19 protein-coding genes and 2 pseudogenes are annotated in these 20,684 nt (G+C 62.0%); 8 read left to right on the forward strand and 13 right to left on the reverse strand.

The window, feature by feature from the left end; translation table 11 throughout:
- Positions 1–32 precede the first annotated feature (32 nt).
- The 9 genes from coxB to FJ434_RS23125 are packed head-to-tail and all read right to left on the reverse strand — an operon-like array spanning position 33 to position 9,369.
- Positions 33–926, reverse strand: a complete 894-nt coding sequence (gene coxB / locus FJ434_RS23085) for a cytochrome c oxidase subunit II (protein ID WP_140750724.1) — start codon at positions 924–926, stop codon at positions 33–35.
- Positions 923–1,678, reverse strand: a complete 756-nt coding sequence (locus FJ434_RS23090; protein ID WP_140750726.1) for an SCO family protein — start codon at positions 1,676–1,678, stop codon at positions 923–925. The genes coxB and FJ434_RS23090 overlap by 4 nt, the downstream gene beginning before the upstream one ends.
- Positions 1,675–2,172 carry a hypothetical protein gene (locus FJ434_RS23095; RefSeq protein WP_140750728.1) on the reverse strand — a complete coding sequence of 166 codons (498 nt, stop codon included), beginning with the start codon at positions 2,170–2,172 and terminating at the stop codon, positions 1,675–1,677. The genes FJ434_RS23090 and FJ434_RS23095 overlap by 4 nt, the downstream gene beginning before the upstream one ends.
- A complete protein-coding gene (locus tag FJ434_RS23100; RefSeq protein ID WP_140750730.1) occupies positions 2,165–3,304 on the reverse strand; it encodes a hypothetical protein in 1,140 nt (379 codons plus the stop codon). Before FJ434_RS23100 ends, FJ434_RS23095 begins: the two co-directional genes overlap by 8 nt.
- Positions 3,301–3,840, reverse strand: a complete 540-nt coding sequence (locus tag FJ434_RS23105; protein WP_140750732.1) for a cytochrome c — start codon at positions 3,838–3,840, stop codon at positions 3,301–3,303. Before FJ434_RS23105 ends, FJ434_RS23100 begins: the two co-directional genes overlap by 4 nt.
- The gene (locus FJ434_RS23110; protein WP_140750734.1) at positions 3,837–4,364 is read right to left on the reverse strand and encodes a DUF3341 domain-containing protein; all 528 of its coding nucleotides are present in this window, start codon (positions 4,362–4,364) and stop codon (positions 3,837–3,839) included. The genes FJ434_RS23105 and FJ434_RS23110 overlap by 4 nt, the downstream gene beginning before the upstream one ends.
- A complete protein-coding gene (nrfD, locus tag FJ434_RS23115; protein ID WP_140750736.1) occupies positions 4,361–5,740 on the reverse strand; it encodes an NrfD/PsrC family molybdoenzyme membrane anchor subunit in 1,380 nt (459 codons plus the stop codon). Before nrfD ends, FJ434_RS23110 begins: the two co-directional genes overlap by 4 nt.
- Positions 5,733–8,711: a TAT-variant-translocated molybdopterin oxidoreductase gene (locus FJ434_RS23120; protein WP_140750738.1), complete on the reverse strand. Its 2,979-nt coding sequence runs from the start codon at positions 8,709–8,711 to the stop codon at positions 5,733–5,735. The genes nrfD and FJ434_RS23120 overlap by 8 nt, the downstream gene beginning before the upstream one ends.
- Positions 8,695–9,369 (reverse strand): cytochrome c3 family protein, encoded by a 675-nt coding sequence (locus FJ434_RS23125; protein ID WP_246678335.1) that lies wholly within the window; start codon positions 9,367–9,369, stop codon positions 8,695–8,697. Before FJ434_RS23125 ends, FJ434_RS23120 begins: the two co-directional genes overlap by 17 nt.
- A 370-nt stretch (positions 9,370–9,739) precedes the next feature.
- Between FJ434_RS23125 and FJ434_RS30520 the strand changes: the two genes are divergently transcribed.
- Both FJ434_RS30520 and FJ434_RS30345 read left to right on the forward strand, forming a co-directional pair.
- Positions 9,740–10,069 (forward strand): ABC transporter substrate-binding protein, encoded by a 330-nt coding sequence (locus FJ434_RS30520; RefSeq protein ID WP_140750740.1) that lies wholly within the window; start codon positions 9,740–9,742, stop codon positions 10,067–10,069.
- Positions 10,070–10,095: 26 nt separating this feature from the next.
- Positions 10,096–10,842, forward strand: a pseudogene (locus tag FJ434_RS30345) (ABC transporter substrate-binding protein); the annotation flags it as partial.
- A gap of 42 nt (positions 10,843–10,884) precedes the next feature.
- On the opposite strand, the gene FJ434_RS23140 reads toward FJ434_RS30345, so the two are convergent.
- The gene (locus tag FJ434_RS23140) at positions 10,885–11,814 is read right to left on the reverse strand and encodes an NADP-dependent oxidoreductase (protein ID WP_246678336.1); all 930 of its coding nucleotides are present in this window, start codon (positions 11,812–11,814) and stop codon (positions 10,885–10,887) included.
- A gap of 490 nt (positions 11,815–12,304) precedes the next feature.
- Here FJ434_RS23140 and FJ434_RS23145 point away from each other — a divergent pair, with 490 nt between their 5' ends.
- On the forward strand, positions 12,305–12,958 hold the full coding sequence (locus FJ434_RS23145; protein ID WP_246678337.1) for a hypothetical protein: 654 nt from the start codon (positions 12,305–12,307) through the stop codon (positions 12,956–12,958).
- A gap of 97 nt (positions 12,959–13,055) precedes the next feature.
- Here the strand turns inward: FJ434_RS23145 and FJ434_RS23150 are convergent, their stop codons facing one another.
- Both FJ434_RS23150 and FJ434_RS23155 read right to left on the reverse strand, forming a co-directional pair.
- Positions 13,056–14,231 (reverse strand): acetate/propionate family kinase, encoded by a 1,176-nt coding sequence (locus FJ434_RS23150; protein WP_140750742.1) that lies wholly within the window; start codon positions 14,229–14,231, stop codon positions 13,056–13,058.
- Positions 14,228–16,639 carry a phosphoketolase family protein gene (locus FJ434_RS23155; RefSeq protein ID WP_140750744.1) on the reverse strand — a complete coding sequence of 804 codons (2,412 nt, stop codon included), beginning with the start codon at positions 16,637–16,639 and terminating at the stop codon, positions 14,228–14,230. Before FJ434_RS23155 ends, FJ434_RS23150 begins: the two co-directional genes overlap by 4 nt.
- A 94-nt stretch (positions 16,640–16,733) precedes the next feature.
- Between FJ434_RS23155 and FJ434_RS23160 the strand changes: the two genes are divergently transcribed.
- Together FJ434_RS23160 and FJ434_RS23165 are read left to right on the forward strand one after the other, a co-directional pair.
- The gene (locus tag FJ434_RS23160) at positions 16,734–17,243 is read left to right on the forward strand and encodes a hypothetical protein (protein WP_246678338.1); all 510 of its coding nucleotides are present in this window, start codon (positions 16,734–16,736) and stop codon (positions 17,241–17,243) included.
- Positions 17,244–17,308: 65 nt separating this feature from the next.
- Entirely contained in the window at positions 17,309–18,499 is a 1,191-nt protein-coding gene (locus tag FJ434_RS23165) for an NADH-quinone oxidoreductase subunit D (RefSeq protein WP_140509328.1), read from the forward strand.
- Positions 18,500–18,658: 159 nt separating this feature from the next.
- On the opposite strand, the gene FJ434_RS23170 is transcribed toward FJ434_RS23165, so the two are convergent.
- Positions 18,659–18,880 (reverse strand): hypothetical protein, encoded by a 222-nt coding sequence (locus FJ434_RS23170; protein ID WP_027145652.1) that lies wholly within the window; start codon positions 18,878–18,880, stop codon positions 18,659–18,661.
- Between the two features lie 200 nt (positions 18,881–19,080).
- Here FJ434_RS23170 and FJ434_RS23175 point away from each other — a divergent pair, with 200 nt between their 5' ends.
- The 3 genes and pseudogenes from FJ434_RS23175 to FJ434_RS23185 all read left to right on the forward strand — a co-directional run bounded on the left by FJ434_RS23175 (position 19,081) and on the right by FJ434_RS23185 (position 20,642).
- Positions 19,081–19,569 carry an Hsp20 family protein gene (locus tag FJ434_RS23175; protein WP_140750746.1) on the forward strand — a complete coding sequence of 163 codons (489 nt, stop codon included), beginning with the start codon at positions 19,081–19,083 and terminating at the stop codon, positions 19,567–19,569.
- A gap of 76 nt (positions 19,570–19,645) precedes the next feature.
- Positions 19,646–20,152 (forward strand): Hsp20/alpha crystallin family protein, encoded by a 507-nt coding sequence (locus tag FJ434_RS23180; protein ID WP_140750748.1) that lies wholly within the window; start codon positions 19,646–19,648, stop codon positions 20,150–20,152.
- A gap of 145 nt (positions 20,153–20,297) precedes the next feature.
- Positions 20,298–20,642: pseudogene (locus FJ434_RS23185) on the forward strand (SPW repeat protein).
- Positions 20,643–20,684: the final 42 nt, after the last annotated feature.

Genomic DNA, 20,684 nt, shown 5'->3' on the forward strand with positions numbered 1-20,684 from the left:
GGTGAAAGCGATTTGAGATAGGCGAGCAGCATCTACATCTCGCCCTCGTCGACAATTCCATCGAAGCTCGGCATCACCGGATCGTAACCGGCGGCGATTTCCTTCTTCGGCTCTATGATGGAATCGCGCAGATAGCGTTCGTCGGCGACGACTGTCTGCTGGTTGTCCAACGCCACCGGCCGTCCGAAGATGCCGGCAAGATCCGGAGCCCTCACCTTGCTGGACTTTTCATGGCAGCCGGAACAGCCGAGCGCCCGAAACAGTTTTTCACCACCGGCCGCGAGCGTGTCGCCCTTGCCCTGGTTTCCCAGCCACGCCGCATAATCTTCCGGTGGCATCGCCGTTACCCAGCCACCCATTTCCGAATGCTGCGTGCCGCAATATTGCGCGCAGAACAGATGATAGCGCCCCGGCTCGTCAGCTATGAACCAGACATGGGTGGTGCGCCCCGGCACGGCGTCCTGCTTGACCCGGAAGGCCGGCACGAAGAACGAGTGGATGACATCTTGCGATGCCAGCGAGACGATCACCGTCTTTCCGACCGGCACATGCAGTTCGTTGATCTCGCGCTGGCCGCCGGGATGGCGGAACTCCCACATCCATTGCTTGCCGAGGCCGGCGATTTCGAGCGCGTCGAGCGGCGGATGTTCGCGGCGCAGGAACAGCACGGCGCCCCACCCGAAGATGACGAAAGCGATCAGCAGGCTCGCTACTGTCCAGGCCACTTCCAGGGGCAGGCTGCGCGCGCGCTCGCCGGTTCGTTCCGCCTTGGAGCCGGCGCGATATTTGATGGCATAGAAGACGACGAGGCTCGCCAGGAAGATCCCCAAGGCCGCGGTGAATGCCAGCAAGGTGTAAAACAACATGTCGACGCTGCCGGCGATCGACGAGGCCTCGGGTGGCGTGAAGGGGATGCCGAAGCTCAAACCCGCCTCCCCCGCGTCAGCATGAAAAGGCTCGCACAGAGCCCCAGCAGCGCTGCCAGCCCCGCTACCTTCAGAACCGCCTGTATCGTCGAGGTGTACTGCCCTTTGGAGCTATCGAAGCCGGCACAGAGCAGGAAGACATGGTCGGCAATCGATCCCAGCCGCCCCGCCGACGCCTCGACCAGAGCAAGCCTCAAATCGCGCGGCTCGAAAGTCAGCGCCGGCAGCACCTGTGCGATCCGCCCTTGCGGCGTCAGCGCGATGACGGCGATCGGATGGACGTATTGGGCGATGCGGTCACGTCGGTCGAAGGTGATGCCGGCCTCCGATGCAAGGTCGGCACCGCCGCCATCGGCACTGGTCAGAAAACGCCAGGCCGACAGGCCGGCCTCACCGGCGGACCGCGCGACCTCGCTCCGGACGGAGGCCGCGTCTGCAACCGCCTCGGAAGGATCTATCGAGACGAAAAGCGCGTGATAGGTGGAAGGATCAAGGCCGGTCTTGTTCAAATCCGAGGCCACCGCCTGCTGGGTGACACCGCACAGGTTGGGACATTTGTCGTAGCCGAAGATGACGAGCGCCGGCCGACCGTCGAGGATGGCAGACAACGGCGCCTGCTTGCCGGAGCTGTCTTGAAAAACCCGATCGAGATCGAGCTGGGCGCCGATTTTCGGTTCGAAAGACGGCCGCGCCGAAGCGCTGGCGGCAGCTGGAAGAAGCAACAAGAATACCAGCAGCCCCAAACGCGTCATGGGCTCGCCCCCGGGGCCGGTGCGGCTTGGCTCGGCTGGGGCGCCTTGTCGTTTGGCTGCGCGGTGAATGATCCGGCGTGGCAATCGCTGGCCTGTGGCGCGCGTGGGACCTGGCCTTCGAGCAAGCCGCAATCCTGACCTGGCGAAGCGGCCGCGCCTGCCCAGTCCGGCAGACCTTGCGCCGCAACCAGCTTCATCGCGTCTTCGATTGGAATGCGCGCTATGCCGGCACCGCGATCAACCCAGGCAAGCCTGCCGAGTTCCTCATCTTCCCGCTTGCGGAACTCCGCGAGATCGGCTCCCGGCAAGCGCTGTAATGCGGGACCTGCTTGGCTGGTCTTCTCGGCATTCGCCAAGGGCCAGTATGGAGCCGTGTCGAAAATCAGCTTCAGCGCCAGGGCCGCAAGCGCCAGGAAGACCACCAGCGCGACCCCGAAGAGCAGCAGGGCGCGTGGCCAGACATCACGCGTTTCAGGATGCGAGGCCTTAGCCACGGACCAGCCTCCTGCGCCACACAGCAATGCGGTCTGGCCTCTCCCAGAGGTAGAGGAAACACGCGCACCACGCGCCACCCGCCCCTGCGAACGCCGCCAGGTCCGGCCAGGACACCTGCGCGCCGGCTGCCGACAGCGACGGGCGAACGCGCCAGACGACGTCAAGGAAATGTCCGGCAAGAACGACCGCGCCAAGCCCCAGCAGGCCGCGATGGCTGCGTTTGACCGAGCGTATGAGGAAGGCGAAGAAGGGCACCACGAACTGCAGCGCGATCAGCAGCCAGAGCAGATATTGCCAGCCGTTCCGGCCACGAAGGACGTACCAGTGGATTTCTTCCGGCAGGTCGCCGGCCCAGACGATCAGCCACTGCATGAAGGACAGGTACGTCCACATAAGCATGAAGCCGAACAGCATGTTGGCGACGTCTTCGCCAAGCGCCACGTCCTCCTCGCCACCGGGCATCGTCTCGATCGCGCGGCTGGCTGCCAACACCACCAGAGCCAATGCACACGCGCCGACGACTTCGGCAGCGGCTTCGAGCAGCGCGTAGATGGTCGACGTGAACTCCGGCTCGATTGACAGCATCCAGTCGATGGCAAGCACCGTTGCTGCCAGGCCGTGGACGATGATCCCGATCGCATAGCCGGTGGTGTTCCCCTGTCTCGATCTGTCGCCATCAGGCGCTGTCCAGCCGATGACGAGCCAAGCGAGCACCAGCCACGCCAGTGCACACGCCAGGAAACGACCGATGAAGAATGGCACGTTGAGATAGGCAAGCTTTTGTCGCACCGCTTCCGGCAGCATCGCAGGGTCCGCTCTCACCCAGGGAAAGACCAGATCGAGCCGGGTGAGGACAGGTAGAAACAACAACAGCGCCAGCGGCAGCGTCGCGACGATGGCGCGCAGGGGCGGACGCAGCGCGTCGCCCCAACGACCGCCGGTCAGGCCGTGGACCATCAGAACAGTCATCGCGCCAAGCGGCAGTCCGAGTAGGAACAGCGCTGCAGTCAGCCAGCCGGCAAGCGCTGTCTGCGGATTGAGAAAAAGCCCGATGCCGCAAAGCAGAAGTCCCGCGGCGGCCGCAACAACCATCGGAGCAAAAACACCATCGGGCCATGCGAAATGCCTCATCGCGCGGCCTCCGCATCGAGTTTCGCGCGAAGCGTATCCGGCAGCGCCTTGCCAGGTGCGTAGCGTGAATATTGCAAGGCCCTGATATAGGCGACGATCGCCCATCGATCGGTCGGTGGCACGCGCGCGGCATCGGAATACATCGCGCCATAGCCGTTGGTGATCACGTCGTAGAAATGGCGATCGGGTGCCTTGCGCAGCGCGTCCTGATGATAGCTCGGCGGTGCCGGGAAACCGCGCTGGACCACCATGCCGTGACCGTCGCCGGTGCGGCCATGGCAGGGCGAGCAGAAGATGTCGAAGCGTTGCTGCCCGCGCTGGAGAAGCGCTGTGGTGACCGGGTACGGAAATCTGTCCGGCGTTGCCGCGAGGTCCGTGTCGCGCGCCACGCTGCCATCGACCGGCGTCCGGGCCGACATGCCGTCGGCGAATTGCTTGCTGGCCTCGAGCGGGTTGTAACGCGGCTGGTCGGCCATGTCCTGTTTGCAGCCGGCGAGCAGCAGGATGAATGGCAAGAGCGGCGTCCGCCATCTCATGCCTCCACATCCTCGACTGTCTCCGCGCCAAGCCGGGTCAGCTGCCGCCTGGTGATGCCCTTGCGGTATTTCGGATCGGCGGCTTCGACGAGAAGGTAGAACTTGCCGCCCTGCGCGTAGGTGAAAGTTTTGGCGTTGAACACCGGATGGTAATATTGCGGCAAACCGTTCGCGCGGAGCATGCCGACGAAGCCGGCCAGAGCCGCGCCCAGTATGGCTGCCTCGAAGGCGATCACCATGAAAGGCGGCCAGGAATGCAGCGGCCGGCCGCCGACATTGACGGGATAGTCGATCTCGACCGAATAGAGGATCAGTGCATAAACCAGCAGCCCGCCGGCAATGCCGCCCGCCAGCACCGCCCATGGCAGCCGCGTCCTTGGCATGCCCAAAATTTCGGCAAGGCCGCGCACCTCGAAGGGCGAGAACGCATCCATACGCCGGTAACCCTTGTCGCGCATCGTGCGCGCCGCCTGCGACAGCGCATCGGGATCGGCGAAAGCCGCGATGACCCCATGGAGGCTCATGCGGCCCCGCTTTTCTCTTCGACCAATTCCTCGACCTCGAAGATGGTGATCGCCGGCAGGATGCGGATGAACAGGAAGACCAGCGCGAAGAAGGTACCGATCGAACCGAACAGGATGCCGAAATCGAGCCAGGTCAGAGACTGCTCGCCCCAGGACGACGGCAGGTAGTCACGGCTCGGACCTGTTACCACGATGACATAGCGCTCCAGCCACATGCCGATGTTGATGACCAGCGCGATCGAAAACAAAACCGGCATGTTGAGCCGCACGCGGCGCAGCCAGAGCAGCTGCAGCACGATGCAATTGCAAAACAGCATGATCCAGAACAATGGCGCGTAAGGACCGACTGCGCGCTGGGCCATCATCGCGCGCTCATAAGGCTGCCCAGAATACCAGGCGAAGAATGATTCCGACGCATAGCCGTAGATGACGATCATGCCGGCCGCGATCATCAGCTTGGCGGCGTTCTCCATGTGGCGCAACGTGATCAGGTCTTCGACCGCGAAGGCCCAGCGCAAGGGAATGGCGATGGTCAGCACCATGGCAAAGCCGGAGAGCAGCGCGCCGGCGACGAAGTAAGGCGGGAAGATCGTCGAGTGATAGCCCGGCGTGATGGCATAGGTGAAATCGAGCGCGACGATCGAATGCACCGACACGACGAGCGGTGTGGCAAGGGCCGCCATCAGGAAATAGACGGTCCGATAGCGCGCCCAATGGTAGGCCGAGCCGCGCCAGCCAAGCGCCAGGATGCCGTAGAAGAGTTGGCCGGCGCGCGATCTGGCGCAGTCGCGCAGCACGCCGAGATCCGGCAGCAGTCCCATGTACCAGAACAGCAGCGACACGCTGGCGTAGGTGGAAATCGCGGCAAAATCCCAGACCAGCGGGCTGCGCCATTGTGGCCAATGCATATGGGTGTTGGGCAGGGGCAGCAGCCAGTAGAAGAACCATGGCCGGCCGAGATGCAGGATCGGGTAGAGCCCGGCCATCGCCACGGCAAACAGCGTCATCGCCTCGGCGAAGCGGTTGATCGAGGCACGCCAGGGCTGGCGCAGCAAAAGCAGCACCGCCGAGATCAGCGTGCCGGCATGGCCGATGCCGATCCACCAGACGAAGCTGGAAATCATCGTGCCCCAGACGACAGGAATGTTGACGCCGTAAGCGCCCACGCCGACCGAGATCAGGTAGGTGATGGAATAGAGGAACAGCAGCACGAAGGCGAAGCAGACGAAGAACGCCGCCCAGAAGAAGCGCGGCAGCTTGCCTTGCAGGACGATCGCGCTGATACGGCCGCTGATCTCGGGAAAATCATGGCGCCCCCGCAGCACCGGCGCTTGCGGCTGGGCTTTTCCGGCTCTGAGGGCGACCGCTTCAGCCATCGCCGGTCTCTGTGCCTGGCTTGCCGCCGATCCCGGCGTTCGGATTGGTGATCTTGCCGAGATAGGTGGTGCGCGGCCGCGTGTTCAGCTCTTCGAGCAGGGCATAGTTATGCGGCGCGGCTTTCTCGCGCGATACCTGAGAACCCTTCCTTTTGAGGTCCCCAAAGATGATGGCCTGTGTCGGGCATGCCTGCTGGCAAGCGGTGACGACTTCGCCATCGGCGATTTCGCGGTTCTCGATCTGCGCGCGGATGCGCTTTTCGGCGACGCGCTGGACGCAATAAGTGCATTTTTCCATGACGCCGCGCGAGCGCACGGTGACGTCAGGATTATGCACGGCCTGCCGTGGCCCGGCGCTGTCCTTGTCGAACTCCTGGTACTCGAGGAAATTGAAGCGGCGCACCTTGTAGGGGCAGTTCTGCGAACAGTAACGCGTGCCGATGCAGCGGTTGTAGACCTGCGCGTTCAGGCCGTCATGGGTGTGGATCGTCGCGTTGACCGGACAGACCGCCTCGCAGGGCGCCTTCTCGCAATGCATGCAAGGCACGGGTTGGAAGAAGGTGTCGGGGTCGTCGACCGCGCCGGCGTAGTAACGGTCGATGCGCAGCCAATGCATTTCGTGACCGCGGGCGGCTTCATCCGGTCCGACGGTCGCGATATTGTTCTCGGCCTGGCAGGCCGATACGCAAGCCATGCAGCCGATGCAGGCCGAGAGGTCGATCGACATGCCCCAGGCTTCCTGGTCGTAGGTCCAGTCGCGGTACAGCGATTCCGTCGGCGCCGGCGGCACGCCGTCGCGAACGAAATGCGGATCTTGCCTGAAGGCGTCGAGCGTCGCGTGCCGCACGATCGCCCTGCCCTCCATCGCCTGATGGTGCTGGGTCGTCACCACCCGCGCCGACCCGTCGCGCGGGGTCAACACGAGGCCATCGGCAAACCACGGAGCCTCTGTGGTACGCAGAATGAAGGCATCGTAGCCACCGGACAACGCGGCGACCGAACCGATCTTGCGCCTGAACCCGAGCGACAGCGTCACCGTGTCGTCAGGCTGTCCGGGCATGATCCAGGCCGGCGCGTCGAGATCCTTGCCGCCTCGTGCCAGATTGACCACCTGCCCGTTTTCGAGCCCCAGGCGCTGTGCGGTCGCCGGCGAAATCAGCGCCGCATTGCCCCAGACGATCTTGCTCAGCGGGCGGGGCAACTCTTGCAGCCACGGCGAATTGGCGTTGCGGCCGTCGCGGAGCCAGGGATCGGCCTCGAAGCGAACCTCCAGCCGATTGGCAACAGGAGCATGCGGCGCGGGATCGCCGATATCCGCGGGCATCGAGACGACGACAGGAGCAGTGACGCTGTTCGGTATGACGCCATCGCGCAATGCCTTTCGCCAGCCCGCCTCGTCCATGTCAGCCCATGTCGGGCGCACCAGGGCTTGCATATCGGCATCGAACTCACCGCCGAGCGCCGCCAGCAGTTGATGCAGGCTCCTGCCTCCGAACAGAGGCTGGATCAGCGGCTGCACGATCGAGGCCGTGCCGTCATAGGCACGGATGTCGCTCCAGCTCTCCAACTCGTGCACGGCGGGAATGTGCCACTGCGCCAGAAATGCGGTCTCGTCGCGATAGAGTCCCCAGTGGACGAGAAGCTTCAGCTTCAAAAAGGCCTTGCGCACATCGACGTCCGACGGCGCCGTGTGCAAGGGATTGGAGCCGAGCACGATGGCGCTGTCGACCGATCCGCTCGTGATGGCCTGGCAAAGCGCGGCAAGATCGCCGTCGATCGGCATGGCATGCGGCGGCTCGATGAAATCCAGCGTGTTGCCGACGGCTCCGAGCCTGACATTCATGGCAAAGGCCACCGCATGCACGAACGGCGTCTGGTGCGCGCCAGGCACCACCAGGGCGTTGCGGCCGGCCTCGCGGAGATCGTCGACAAGCGCGTATTCCATGCCGAGCGACGGCAAACTCGCCGCATCGTGCCCGCCTTCGAGAGCTGCCTTGATCGCCGCCGCAATGCCTTCCACCAGACTCGGTCTGACGGCACGGCGATGATCCGCCGCCGCACCCGTGATTGTGGGCGTCGACTCGACGACGTAGAGACGGTTCATCGTGTCCGTCGGCTTGCGCACGCGCCGCCGCTGCGCGAAATCGCGGGCATAGGCCAGACGTCCCGGCCCTTCGCCGAGGAAATCGGCATCAAGGCTGACGATCACATCGGCGCGGTCGAAATGGTAGGTCGGTGTCAGCGGCCTGCCGAACAGTTTGGCCGTTGCCTGCTCGTTCGCGCTGGCCGCAAGCGGATCGTGCCTGAAGACGCGAAGTTTGGGGTAGCGCTGCTTGAGCGATCCGATCTGCGCCTTGGTCGTCGGCGATGTTGTCGCCTCGATCAGCAGTGCCAAACCTTGCCCGCCCGAAGCGGCCAATCCGCCGGCAAGCTTCGCCATGTCTTTGAGAAAGTCGCCGTAACTCGCAGGCTCGCCTTGCCTGAGCGGGGTGCGAGACCGTTCGGGATCGAACAGCGACAGCACCGCCGCCTGCATGATGGCGTCGGTAGCGCCGCGCGAGGCCGGATGATCCGGATTGCCCTCGACCTTGGTCGGCCGCCCTTCATGGCTCTCGACAAGCGCGCCGATGCCGTAGCCATCGTTGGAAAGGGCCGTCGCATAATAGAGCGGCTTTCCGGGAATAATGTCTTCCGGCTGGCGCACGTAAGGCACGATGCGTTCGGCCTCGCTGCAGGCGGTCAGACCGGCCAGCGAGAGTGACGCGCCCATCAGCTTCAATAAGGTGCGTCGGTCGAGGCCGAACGGCAGGCGTTCGGCGATGGCCGGAAATTCCGCCTCGACGAAGCGCCGGAACTCGGCCGTATCGGCCAGTTCATCCAGGCTCCGCCACGGCTCGCGTCCCGTCGCAGCTCGCCGCAATGCCGCTAGATCGGAGACCGAGACTGGCTTGATGTCAGCGATGGCAGACATAGCAATCCGTCATCGTCTCGGGGTGGATATCAAGGATGCTGATCAGGGAACGCCTGACCTGTTCGATGTCCTGCGGCGGATTCCAGTGCAGCAGGAAAACGTCCTGCGGCGGACGGAGATTGGGACCGGGATCGCGATGACAGCCCAGGCACCATTCCATCGACAAAGAATGCGCGCGCTGCATCAGCGGCATGTCGTCGACATCGCCGTGGCAGGTCTCGCAGGCGACGCCCTTGGCGATGTGGATGGAGTGGTTGAAGTAGACGAAGTCCGGCACCGAATTGACGCGCTGCCATTGCAGCGGCTGTCCTGAGGCAAGGCTTGCGCGCACCGGCGCCAGCATGTCGGCATTGGTGAATATCTGCGAGTGGCAGGTCATGCACACCTCGGTCGCGGGCAATCCCGCGGACGCCGATGTCTCGACGCCATTGTGGCAATAGCGGCAGTCCAGCCCGATATCGCCGACGTGGTGCTTGTGACTGAACGGGACTGCCTGTGCCACGGGACGGCCAACACCGGTGATGAACCCCGAACGCAAAAGTGCCGTGCCGCCGATGGCCGCGAAAATCGCGAAGAAACAAAGTCCCCACAGTATGAAGCGGGCAATCCCGTTGGCATTGCTGGAAAAGACCTGCGGCATCCCCTCGCCGGTTTTCATTCATTTTTGGATCGAGCGCCTAACGGCTGCGACGTGACAAAGGTTCCGCAGGCGCGGACTGCTCACAAAATGGTGACCCTCGAGCACGCAGCCGAAAACCGCCGGGAATCGCAACCCTGCGCAATCCACGGCGTTCGAAATCATCACGATCGATGCGGGAATGTTGCCATGAAGTCGGATGGGAACATAAACGCCGTACTTCGGTTAGACCGACAAACGCGCCGCCACAGAGGCGACAGCCCATGAGACAGGACATAGTGCCGGGAGAGGCATTGCCTGACCATATTCTTGCCGACCATGCAAAGGCGCCTCGTCGCCTGGCCGGGGCGGTCGCTCGGTACGCAGGCCGGGCCGACGAGAGTTGACCGCTTTGACCGACACACCACTGAAGATTGGCGTCGGCGTGCCGCTCGGCGGGATGGGCGAGACGCTCGGTCGCGAAATGGCCAACGCCATCCAGCTCGCTGTCGATGGCGCGAACGAGGCCGGTGGCATCAACGGCCACCGGATCGAAGCGGTCGTCCTCGACGACAAAGGTCGCGAGGAAGACGGCGAGCGGGTCGTGAAGGAATTCGTTCGCAATGCCGCTGCCGTCGCGGCGATCGGCCATTACAACAGCAATGTTACCTTGCACGTCGCGCCTCTCTATGCTGCGGCCGGTCTGCCGTTGATCGGTCCGATCATCTCCAACCGGCACTAACGCACTCCGGATGGAGCAACGTTTACCGTTTCACCAACAGTGACGATGCGACAGGGCTCGCCATCGCCCAATACATGGTCCGCCAGTCGGGCACTGTTGTCGTCATCCAGACCGACACCGTCTATGGAAGGAGCATGAGCAAGGAGTTCGCCGCCGCATTTGAAGCTGCCGGCGGCTCTGTTCTGCGGCGGCACACAGTTCAGGAAGGCGAAAGAAATTTCGCGGACCTCGTGGCCTCCTTGCCTCGGGAAGCGAGCGCCATCTTCTATGGCGGGACCTTCGAGGGTGCCCCTCTGGTGAAGGAAATGCGGACCCGGCAGGATGATCGCCTGTTCGCCACCGGCGATGGTTGCTGGGACGTCGGAAATTTTCTTGAGCCGGCCGGAGCCGCCGCCGAGCAGGGTGAAGGCGTCCTCGTTCTTTCAGCATGTCCGCAACTGGGTGAAATTGCCGGATCGCTGGAAATGGCCGATCGATACGAGCGGCGTTTCGGACGGATCAGGAATTATGCCGTCAATGCCTTTGACGCCGCGGCGACGTTGATCGATGCCATCCGGGTCGCCTCCAACAACGGCGACCCGACCCGGGATCGCGTCGCGGACGCGCTGCGTGGGATACATCGCCAGGGGATTGCGTACGAACAAAAGATTTCCTGGGATGCCAACGGCGATAATCGCGCCGCGGTTACGGCCTTGCATAGGATCGAGAGCGGTCGATTCCGGCAGGTAGCCGTTGTGAAGAAGGAGGGCAACCAGGACGAGCCAGAAGACTGAGGCGCTTGTGAAGGACAGCCCAGGCTACATCTGGCCTCGAAATCAGGGCGCAACTTCGAGCACGATCTTTCCGCGCACATGCTTGTTTTCCAGCCAGGCTTCGGCGGCAGCGGCCTCCTGCAGCGGAAAGGTCGCGTCGACGTGCGGCCGCACCTTGCCTTCGTCAATCAGGCGGCCGATTTCGCCAAGCTGGGCTGCATTCGGCTTCGCCATGTAATGAATGCCGCTGGCGCCGGCTTTGCGTGCGCTCTCAATAGACGGTTCCGCCAGCGTCGACACGATTATCCCGCCAGGCTTTACGACGGCCCAGGAGCGATCCTGCGTCTCGCCAGCGACCAGATCGAAGACGAGATCAACCTTGCCGACAATATCCTCGAACCGCTCGTTTTTGTAATCGATGGCCTGATCGGCGCCCAGCGAGCGCGCGAATTCGAGATCCTCGCCGGAAACGGTGGTCGCAACGAACGCGCCCTTTGCCTTTGCCAGCTGGACAGCAAAATGGCCGACCCCGCCAGCCCCGCCATGGATCAGGACGCGCTGCCCGGCCGTCAGTGCACCGTGGTCGAAAAGCCCCTGCCAGGCGGTGAGCGCTGCAAGCGGCACCGCCGCCGCATGCAGGTGGTCCACGGACTGTGGCTTGGCGGCCATTTCGATTGCCTTCACCACAACATATTCAGCTTGGCCACCGCGATCCGGTCCCAGCATCGCATAGAACGGATCGCCTTTTTTGAGCGTGTGCGCCCTCGTGCCGCAGAGTTCGACGGTGCCGGAAACGTCACGGCCAAGCGTTATCGGCAGTTGGTCCTTCTTTCCGCCTCCGGATCTGATTTTGTAATCAACCGGATTGACGCTGCTGGCATGGACCTTCAGCAAGACCTCATCATCGTGCGGCTGCGGAAACGGAGCGTCCTCGAGTGAGAGAACGTCCGGTCCGCCAAATTCGTGGATGCGAACGGCTTTCATGGTCGCCATCATCGTACTCCCGTGTCAGCTTTTTCTCCCCCTCACCGCGAGCTATGGGCATGCGGAGAGCCGGGGCATGTGACCAAACAGCTGAGATGGCGGAAGGTTCAACTCGATCGCTGTTTTTGGAAGCCAGGCAAGGTCCTCGAAGCCGCCTGGAGGAGCGACCACCCGTCATTGCCAAGGGCTCCGCTTCCAGGCCGAACTCCTGACAGCAAGCCGGAGTCCCCTCTCCGCCTGCCATATGCGCGGCAGGTCAATCTTGGATTTGGAACCGATCCAAACGGCGCGACGTTGGGTCAAATCATGATTGGCAAGATCGGAACCCGAGATCTCCACGTCACCCATGAAGAGATCGGCCCCGCGGCTGGGCGGCCGATCGTCTTGGTGCATGGCCGGCCGACAACATGCGCTGCTGGGTCGGCGTCACTTCTTCTGATCGGAGCGATAGGGACCTCCTTCTGAAGGGACGTCGCCGCGCGGCATCCAGGAGGCTACGGTGGCGAAGGTGGATGAAAGCGATCCCCAAATCCTGCAGATCATGACCACAGAGCATTTTGTTCTGCAGACCGCACGGGCGGCCACGATTCAGGAAGCGAGCCAGCGTGCGAACCTGTTCCTGACCAGCGTTTCGAGCGCCGCGATCGCCCTCGGCTTCGTCGCCCAGGTCACCCGCATGGGAGGGCCGTTCGTGCTGTTCAGCCTGATTTTGCTCCCTTGCCTTTATTTCCTGGGTTTGGTCACTTTCGTGCGTGCGGTGCAAGTCGCCATCGAGGATATGGTGCATGCGCGCGGGATGGCCCGGATAAGGCATTATTACGTCGAGCATGCGCCCGTCATGGAGTACTATCTGATCCATTCCACCCATGACGATCAGTCGGCCGTGCGCGTCGACAAGGGTCTTAGATCTTCGCCATGGCAGTTCTTCGTGACTGCCGCAGGAATGGTGAGCGTGATCAGCAGTGCCATCGCCGGGGTTTTTTCCAGCGTGGTCGTGACATCGGTGATCGGCCCGGCGATCCCGCTCAGCGTGATCGTGGGTCTGTTGATATTCGGCGCGAGCATCCTTTTGCTGCGGCGATACCACCTACATTCCTGGGCGGCGGCGGAGCAAAAATTGGTGGTGCGCTTTCCCGACGCTTCAAAAGAATGACTTCTTACCTGACCTTTCGGGTGGATCGGCCGGACGTTCACTCGAGCGCAACCAAGGTTGAACAGGACTCCAGCTCGCGCAACTGACTCGCGGGTCCTTAGACCTGCATCACCGCGCGGCTGTGGCGCGCGATGACGTTCTCCTCGTCGGTTGCAACCACGCGCACTTCCACCTTGCTGTCGGGACGGCTTATGATCTCTGCATGGATGTCATTGGCCGCCTCGTCGAGCGCCATGCCGAGCCAAGTCAATTTATCGCAGATCGTCTTGCGGATGGACGATGAGCGTTCGCCGATGCCGGCGGTGAATACGAGACATTCGAGACCACCCATGGTGTTTGCGAGCGCGGCTGCTTCCCTCGCGGCACGGAAGGCGAAAAGCTCAATCGCCTCGTGGGCGCGCGGATGACTGCTTGCCTCCAGCGTGCGCATGTCGCCCGAAATGCCGGATACACCGAGCAGTCCGGATTTCTCATAGAGCATTGTCTGCAACTCGTCCGCTGCCATGCCTCTCTCCAGCAGGAGGTACAACAGCACCCCGGGGTCGATGGCGCCGCACCGAGTGCCCATGACAAGACCGTCCAGTGCCGAAAAGCCCATGGTGGTATCGACGCTTTTGCCCTCGCGCAGAGCGCAGAGGCTTGCCCCGTTTCCGAGATGAGCGACGATTGTCCGCTTCGCCGCGAGCGCGGGCGATATCTCGCTCAGCCGCCTGGCGATATATTCGTAGGAGAGGCCATGAAATCCGTAGCGCCGCAGTCCCTCCCGTTCATATTTTTGCGGAATGGCAAAGCGCCGCACCAACGGCTCGATCGTTTGGTGAAACGCGGTGTCGAAACATCCGACCTGTGGCAGATCCGGTTGCAATGCAGCTATCGCGCGAACCGGCGCGATACTGCGAGGCTGGTGCAAAGGCGCGAGTGCGGTCAGCCTGTCCAATGCCTCGATGGTGGCGGGCGTCAGACGGACAGGTTTGCTGAACTCCTTTCCGCCATGCACGATACGGTGGCCGGCGCAGATCAGCTTTCTTCCACCAAGTTCCCCCTGCACCAAACTCAGTATTTCGCCTATGCCCGCCTCATGCGGATCGTCCGCGGTGAACTGCCTGTCGCACTGCACTGTTCCATCGGCCGCTTTCGCCGTGAGCCTGGGCGCGTCGCCCAAATCCAGAGTGCCGCGCGAAACGAGCTGCTGGCCGTCTGGCGAGGCAAGATCGTATAGGGCGAACTTGACACTGGACGAACCGGCATTCAGCGCCAGGATCGATTGGCTCATCGACCAGCCTTTCCCCCGCTCGCAGCCGGCCAACTCCATTTCTGGATCTCAGGCATGTCTTCGCCGTACTCGCGGACATAGGCCTTGTGCCTTGCCAGCCTGCCGTCAAGGTCCGCGGCGAGGCTTTCCGCCCGTTCGGCCAAGCCCGGCACGCGTGCGATCGCGGCAAGTGCGAGGTGGTAGCGATCGAGTTCGTTGAGCACCACCATGTCGAACGGCGTCGTCGTGGTGCCCTCCTCGCGAAAGCCGTGCACATGCATGTTGTCATGGTTGGCACGACGGTAGGTCAGGCGATGGATGAGATAGGGATAGCCATGATAGGCGAAGATGACCGGCGTTGTCTTCGTGAACAGCGCATCGAAAGCCTGGTCGGTGAGGCCGTGAGGATGTTCGGTGTTCGACTGCAACGTCATCAGGTCGACGACATTGACGACGCGGATTTTCAGATCGGGAATTGCGGAGCGAAGAAGGTCCGTCGCAGCCAGCGTTTCCAGCGTCGGAACATCGCCGGCACAGGCCAGCACCACATCCGGCTCCTCGCCTTTCGAAACAGTGCCGGCCCATTCCCAGATACCTGCGCCGGCCTTGCAGTGCGCTTCAGCGTCTTCGATGGACAGCCATTGCGGCGCCCGCTGCTTGCCGGCGGTGATGACATTGATGCGGTTGTAGGTTCTCAGGCAATGGTCGGTAATCCACAGCAGCGTGTTGGCATCCGGCGGGAAATAGAGCCTGACCGTGTCAGCCTTCTTGTTGGCGACAAAGTCGGCAAAGCCCGGGTCCTGATGGCTGAAGCCATTGTGATCCTGCCGCCATACATGAGAGGTCAGCAGGTAATTGAGCGAGGCGATCGGCTTGCGCCAGGCAAGCTCGCCAGAAGTTTTCAACCATTTGGCATGCTGGTTGACCATGGAATCGACGATGTGAATGAACGCCTCATAGCATGAGAACAGACCGTGTCGGCCGGTGAGCAGATAACCTTCCAGCCATCCCTGGCAGAGATGCTCGCTCAGCACTTCCATGACGCGGCCGTCACGGGAAAGATGGACGTCGTAAGGTTCGATGCGCTCCATCCATATCCGATCCGTGGCCTCGAACACTGCGTCAAGGCGATTGGAAGACGTCTCGTCCGGTCCCACCAGCCGGAAATTCCGCGCTTTGGCGTTAAGTCGAAAGACCTCGCGAAGATAGCCACCGCAAGTCCGTGTCGCTTCGGCAACGACGCCGCCGGGCCGAGGCACTTCGAGTCCCAGGCTTTTCCAGTCCGGTAGCACAAGGTCGCGCTTCAACAGCCCGCCATTGGCATGTGGAGTTGCGCCCATGCGCCTTGTTCCAGCTGGGGCAAGGGCCGCGAGTTCCGGCAGCAGATGTCCATCCTTATCGAACAGTTGTTCCGGTTCGTAGCTTCGCATCCAGGTTTCGAGGATCTTGCGGTGCTCGTCATTGCCGCGGGCGTTCGATACCGGCACTTGGTGCGAGCGCCAGAAACCCTCGACTTTTTCGCCATCGACCTCTTTCGGCCCAGTCCAGCCCTTGGGGCTGCGCAGGACGATCATCGGCCATCGTGGGCGTTCACCATGCCATCCTGAACGTCGGGCTTGCCCTTGAATGGAATGGATCCGATCGAGCACCGTGTCGAGCGTCCCGGCCATCGCCTGGTGCATGGCAACCGGCTCATGGCCTCCGACAAAGAACGGTTCGTAGCCGTAGCCGGTGAAGAGGTCGCGCAGCTCCTCGTCGTCCATGCGGCCGAGGATCGTCGGGTTGGCGATCTTGTAGCCGTTGAGGTGCAGGATCGGCAGGACGGCGCCGTCCGACGCCGGGTTCAGGAACTTGTTTGAATGCCACGCCGCGGCGAGTGGACCGGTCTCGGCTTCGCCATCGCCGACGATGCAGGCGACTGTCAGATCCGGATTGTCGAATGCGGCGCCGAAAGCATGGACCAGCGCATATCCGAGCTCTCCACCCTCATGAATGGAGCCGGGTGTTTCTGGCGCCACGTGACTTGGCACTCCACCTGGAAAGGAAAACTGCCGGAACAGTTTTCTCAGGCCGTCTTCGCCTTGGCCAATATCGGGGTAGATCTCGCTATAGGTGCCCTCGAGCCAGGTGTTGGCGACCATTGCCGGACCGCCATGTCCTGGGCCGCAGATAAACAGCACATCGAGATCACGCTCGCGGATAATCCGGTTGAGATGCAGGTAGACGAAATTGAGCCCCGGCGTCGTGCCCCAATGGCCAAGCAGCCGCGGCTTCACATGCTCGGCCTTCAAGGGTTGGCGCAGCAGCGGATTGTCGAGCAGATAGATCTGGCCAACCGAGATGTAATTCGCGGCGCGCCAGTAGCGGTTCATGAGGTCGATCCGTTCGAGGCTGATCACCTGCGTCGTCGCGGCGGTCTTGTTGTCCATCACCCATTCTCCAGCCTCGGTTCGCTGGATTTAACTGGAGCGGCTTGGCGCCCGAGCAAGGCCAAATTGGCAGCAAGCGGAAACGATTGAACAATTGGAACGACTGAAATTGCCCAGCGGCCGTCGTGCGTACGGAACCATCGCCCGGCACACGGGTTGTCTTCGACGTTTCGAAATAATCCAGGGAACGACGATGCGGATGTTGATGATAGTTGCCGCGCTTTCCGGAGCGGCCCTCACGCAGTCCCTCTACGGGCAAGCCATCAGCCCGCAGGTTCCCCGGATAACACCTGTTCCTCAGATGACACCCTTGGAGCCCCAGCCGGACCAGATACCGCAGCCCGGGCAAGGGGCTGCTGACCAGAATTTCACTAATATTGCCGTTGTCGCCGTCGAGGATCTGCCTGCGGAAATCAAAGCGCAGGCGGAAGCGGTGATCACCCAGACCAGTGCGGGAGATCTGCTGCGGCTGCAGAACTCCATCGATGCATCGCCCCAGGCAACAACGGCGCTGAGGGCGAACGGGCTCAACTCTTCACAGGTCGTGGCCGCCAACATCGATGGCGATGGCACGCTGACCCTGATCATCCAGACCACAACTTGATCGGCACCCGGAATGATGCGGTCGCGCCGTGAAGCAATGAAACGCAGATATCGCCGAGAGCCGCCATGGCCGAAGCCGCTGTTCGCAACTTCACCATCAATTTCGGACCGCAGCATCCGTCGGCCCACGGGGTTCTGCGGTTGGTGCTGGAACTGGATGGCGAGATCGTCGACCGTGCCGATCCGCATATCGGCCTGCTCCATCGCGGCACTGAAAAGCTCATAGAGTACAAGAACTATCTGCAGGCCCTGCCTTATTTCGACCGGTTGGATTACGTCGCGCCGATGAATCAGGAGCATGCCTTCTGCCTCGCCGCCGAGAAATTGCTCCAAATATCGGTGCCAAGGCGTGGGCAACTTATCCGCGTTCTGTTTTGCGAAATCGGCCGGCTTCTGTCGCATCTCCTCAACGTCACGACCCAGGCCATGGACATAGGCGCCCTGACGCCGCCGCTCTGGGGTTTCGCGGAGCGTGAGAAGTTGATGGTCTTCTACGAGCGCGCCTCCGGCGCCCGCATGCATGCGAATTATTTCAGGATTGGAGGCGTGCACCAGGACCTGCCTGCCGCGCTTCTTGACGACATCCGGGATTTTTGCGACCCGTTCCTCAAGGTCTGCGACAATCTTGACGGCCTGCTCACCAACAGTCGTATTTTCAAGCAACGCAATGTCGATGTTGGCGCGATTGGCCTCGATGACGCCTGGGCCTGGGGCTTCTCCGGCGTAATGGTACGCGGATCCGGGGCGCCATGGGACCTGCGCAAGGCACAGCCATACGAATGCTATCCCGAGATGGATTTCGATATTCCCGTCGGCAAGAACGGAGACTGTTACGATCGTTACCTGGTTCGCATGGAGGAAATGCGCCAGTCGGTCCGGATCATGAAGCAATGCCTGGAAAAGCTGCGCGCACCTGAAGGCCAAGGGCCTGTGGCGATTCCGAACCAGAAGATCACACCGCCACCGCGCGCCAAGATGAAACGATCGATGGAAGCGACCATCCACCATTTCAAACTTTATACCGAAGGCCATCGCGTGCCGGCCGGAGAAGTCTACGCCGCCGTCGAAGCGCCGAAAGGGGAATTTGGCGTCTATCTGGTTTCGAACGGAAGCAATGTTCCCTACCGATGCAAGATACGTGCGCCGTCCTTTGCCCACCTGCAGGCGATGGATTTCCTATCCAGGGGTCACATGATCGCCGATGTCGCCGCAATCATCGGATCCCTTGACATCGTCTTCGGCGAAATTGATCGCTGACAATGCGCGGATCCGATCGATTGCCAATCTCCGATTTCGGCCGGCGGAATTTTTTCGTAGGCCGAAAACGTGAATGCTCCCGCATTTCCTCCCGCTACAACTTTGTACCGGGCGCTCCCGACCCTACCATCGATGGCTTCATCGCACGCTTCGGATCCCTTATTCCTCGTCATCCGGCTCCAGCAGGCCGATCAAGGCGGCCACGCGGGTCCCGGGCAGCGGCCGTCCTTCGCTCATCAACGCCTCGTCTTCATTGAGCCACGCCCAGGCTTCGCGAAGCTCCTCGGCGGAGGCGCCGGTTGCAATGATTTCCGCGACGGTAGCCTCCTCGATTGGACCGAGCACTGAAGTCACGTCGTCCTTTGTCAAAGCCGTGCGCATGTACGATTCCCTCCAGGGTGATCCAGGGATCAACGCCCGCGAACCATCTGCCGTTCCGAGGGAATAAATTTTAACGAACAGCTCTTGACGGAAAAAAGGCGAATTACCAAATCGATTTCGCCGACGCCCAACGGGTCGGCAAGTCAAGGGGCGCCGCTTCCTTGGCGCTCCTCCTATGTTGCTCAATGGAGGATATAGCTATGAGAACCGCTTTCGACTTTTCTCCCCTGTTCCGATCGAGCATCGGCTTCGACCGGATGTTGAACGCTCTGGATGCCGCCAGCCGCATCGAAACGATCGACAACTGGCCTCCCTATGACATCGCCAAGAACGGCGAGGACGATTACCGCATTACGATGGCGGTGGCCGGCTTCTCGCAGGAAGAACTGACCCTCACCCAGGAGCAGAACATGCTCGTGGTGTCTGGTCAGAAGACTGGCGAGGATAAGGGCGACGACAACAGCCAGTACCTGCATCGCGGCATCGCCGGGCGTGCGTTCCAGCGTCGCTTCGAACTGGCCGACCACGTCAAGGTCGTCGGCGCTGCCCTGGTCAACGGTCTGCTGACGATCGATCTCAAGCGCGAGATTCCTGAAGAGATGAAGCCGCGCAGAATCGAGATCGCAGCCGACACGACGCTGCCCAAGGGCGCGACGAAGCAGATCGAGGCCGAGAAGAAGGCCGCCTGAGATCTCCGCACGGTGCCGGGCATCGCCCGGCACCGCCGAGATGATTTTGTCACCGAACGACCGAAAGGAGAAAATCATGAGTGTCCGTGATCTGATTCCTTGGGGCCGCGGCAATGGCGACCAGGCCCCCAGCCTTTTCCGCGACGGTGAGCGCGATCCGTTTCTGTCGCTGCATCGGGAAGTGAACAGGCTGTTCGACGATGTTTTCCGCGGCTTCGGCACAGGTCTGCCGTCTATTGGCAGGACCGTGTTCGGCCAAAATTGGCCGAGCGTCGAGATCTCCGACAGTGAGAAACAGATAAAGGTCACCGCCGAGGTGCCCGGGCTGGAGGAGAAGGATATCGAGGTACTGCTCGAAGATGGTGTGCTGACGCTCAAGGGCGAGAAGCAATCCGAAACCGAGGACAAGGACAGGCAGTTCTCGGAACGCTACTACGGCCGCTTCGAGCGCCGCATCCCGCTCGGCTATGAAATCCGCGGAGACCAGGTCGAAGCCCGCTTCAAGAACGGCGTGCTGACCGTGGCCTTGCCCAAGACGGAGAAAGCGCAATCGCAGGTCAAGCGCATCGAAATCAAGAGCTGATTGGACAAGCTGGTTCAGGTCGAACTCGAATGGCGCGCTGGTTGAACTCGCCGGGCCGGATCGCCGGCCATCCTTACGATCGCCGGCAGCATCTTTTGCGGCGAGGAGCTTCAGCGGCGCGCCGCCTCCCCCACGGAGACCGCACATCGATAACCGGACGGCTTTCGACACCGCCAATATCGTGGCCGGTCTGGTCTTCTGCTGTCACCCTGGTTTCTTGGCTTCACGGGAACCTCCCATGCCACATGGAATGCTTGGATCGTGGGCGTCGCCGTAGTTGTCGTCGCCGGGGCCGTACTGTTTGCCTTCTACGAGCGGAAGAATGGATCAACCTGGTCCTCGGCGTTTGGGCCATAATCGCGCCGTGGGTCCTGGGCTTCTCAACAGTAGCGGCTGCGATGTGGGCACATATCATCGCCGGTATCGTAGTCGCGCTTCTGGCGCTGCAAGTCTCTGGTTCGCCAGTAATCATCCACTGTCGACCGCCTGAGGTGGCGAGGGTCCGGGATTCTTGCCGGGCCCGCCGCTTGTG

The sequence above is a fragment of the Mesorhizobium sp. B2-5-13 genome (genome assembly GCF_006440535.1).
Taxonomy (GTDB): domain Bacteria; phylum Pseudomonadota; class Alphaproteobacteria; order Rhizobiales; family Rhizobiaceae; genus Mesorhizobium; species Mesorhizobium salmacidum.

What these genes read in the sequence shown, in the direction of transcription:
- FJ434_RS23165 (WP_140509328.1), top strand. Translation starts at nt 17,309, where the DNA reads ATGGCCGAAGCCGCTGTTCGCAACTTCACCATCAATTTCGGACCGCAG.
- FJ434_RS23120 (WP_140750738.1), bottom strand. Translation starts at nt 8,711, where the DNA reads ATGTCTGCCATCGCTGACATCAAGCCAGTCTCGGTCTCCGATCTAGCG.
- nrfD (WP_140750736.1), bottom strand. Translation starts at nt 5,740, where the DNA reads ATGGCTGAAGCGGTCGCCCTCAGAGCCGGAAAAGCCCAGCCGCAAGCG.
- FJ434_RS23170 (WP_027145652.1), bottom strand. Translation starts at nt 18,880, where the DNA reads ATGCGCACGGCTTTGACAAAGGACGACGTGACTTCAGTGCTCGGTCCA.
- FJ434_RS23100 (WP_140750730.1), bottom strand. Translation starts at nt 3,304, where the DNA reads ATGAGGCATTTCGCATGGCCCGATGGTGTTTTTGCTCCGATGGTTGTT.
- FJ434_RS23105 (WP_140750732.1), bottom strand. Translation starts at nt 3,840, where the DNA reads ATGAGATGGCGGACGCCGCTCTTGCCATTCATCCTGCTGCTCGCCGGC.
- FJ434_RS23125 (WP_246678335.1), bottom strand. Translation starts at nt 9,369, where the DNA reads ATGAAAACCGGCGAGGGGATGCCGCAGGTCTTTTCCAGCAATGCCAAC.
- FJ434_RS23175 (WP_140750746.1), top strand. Translation starts at nt 19,081, where the DNA reads ATGAGAACCGCTTTCGACTTTTCTCCCCTGTTCCGATCGAGCATCGGC.
- FJ434_RS23110 (WP_140750734.1), bottom strand. Translation starts at nt 4,364, where the DNA reads ATGAGCCTCCATGGGGTCATCGCGGCTTTCGCCGATCCCGATGCGCTG.
- FJ434_RS23180 (WP_140750748.1), top strand. Translation starts at nt 19,646, where the DNA reads ATGAGTGTCCGTGATCTGATTCCTTGGGGCCGCGGCAATGGCGACCAG.
- FJ434_RS23155 (WP_140750744.1), bottom strand. Translation starts at nt 16,639, where the DNA reads ATGGACAACAAGACCGCCGCGACGACGCAGGTGATCAGCCTCGAACGG.
- FJ434_RS23140 (WP_246678336.1), bottom strand. Translation starts at nt 11,814, where the DNA reads ATGGCGACCATGAAAGCCGTTCGCATCCACGAATTTGGCGGACCGGAC.
- FJ434_RS23090 (WP_140750726.1), bottom strand. Translation starts at nt 1,678, where the DNA reads ATGACGCGTTTGGGGCTGCTGGTATTCTTGTTGCTTCTTCCAGCTGCC.
- FJ434_RS23150 (WP_140750742.1), bottom strand. Translation starts at nt 14,231, where the DNA reads ATGAGCCAATCGATCCTGGCGCTGAATGCCGGTTCGTCCAGTGTCAAG.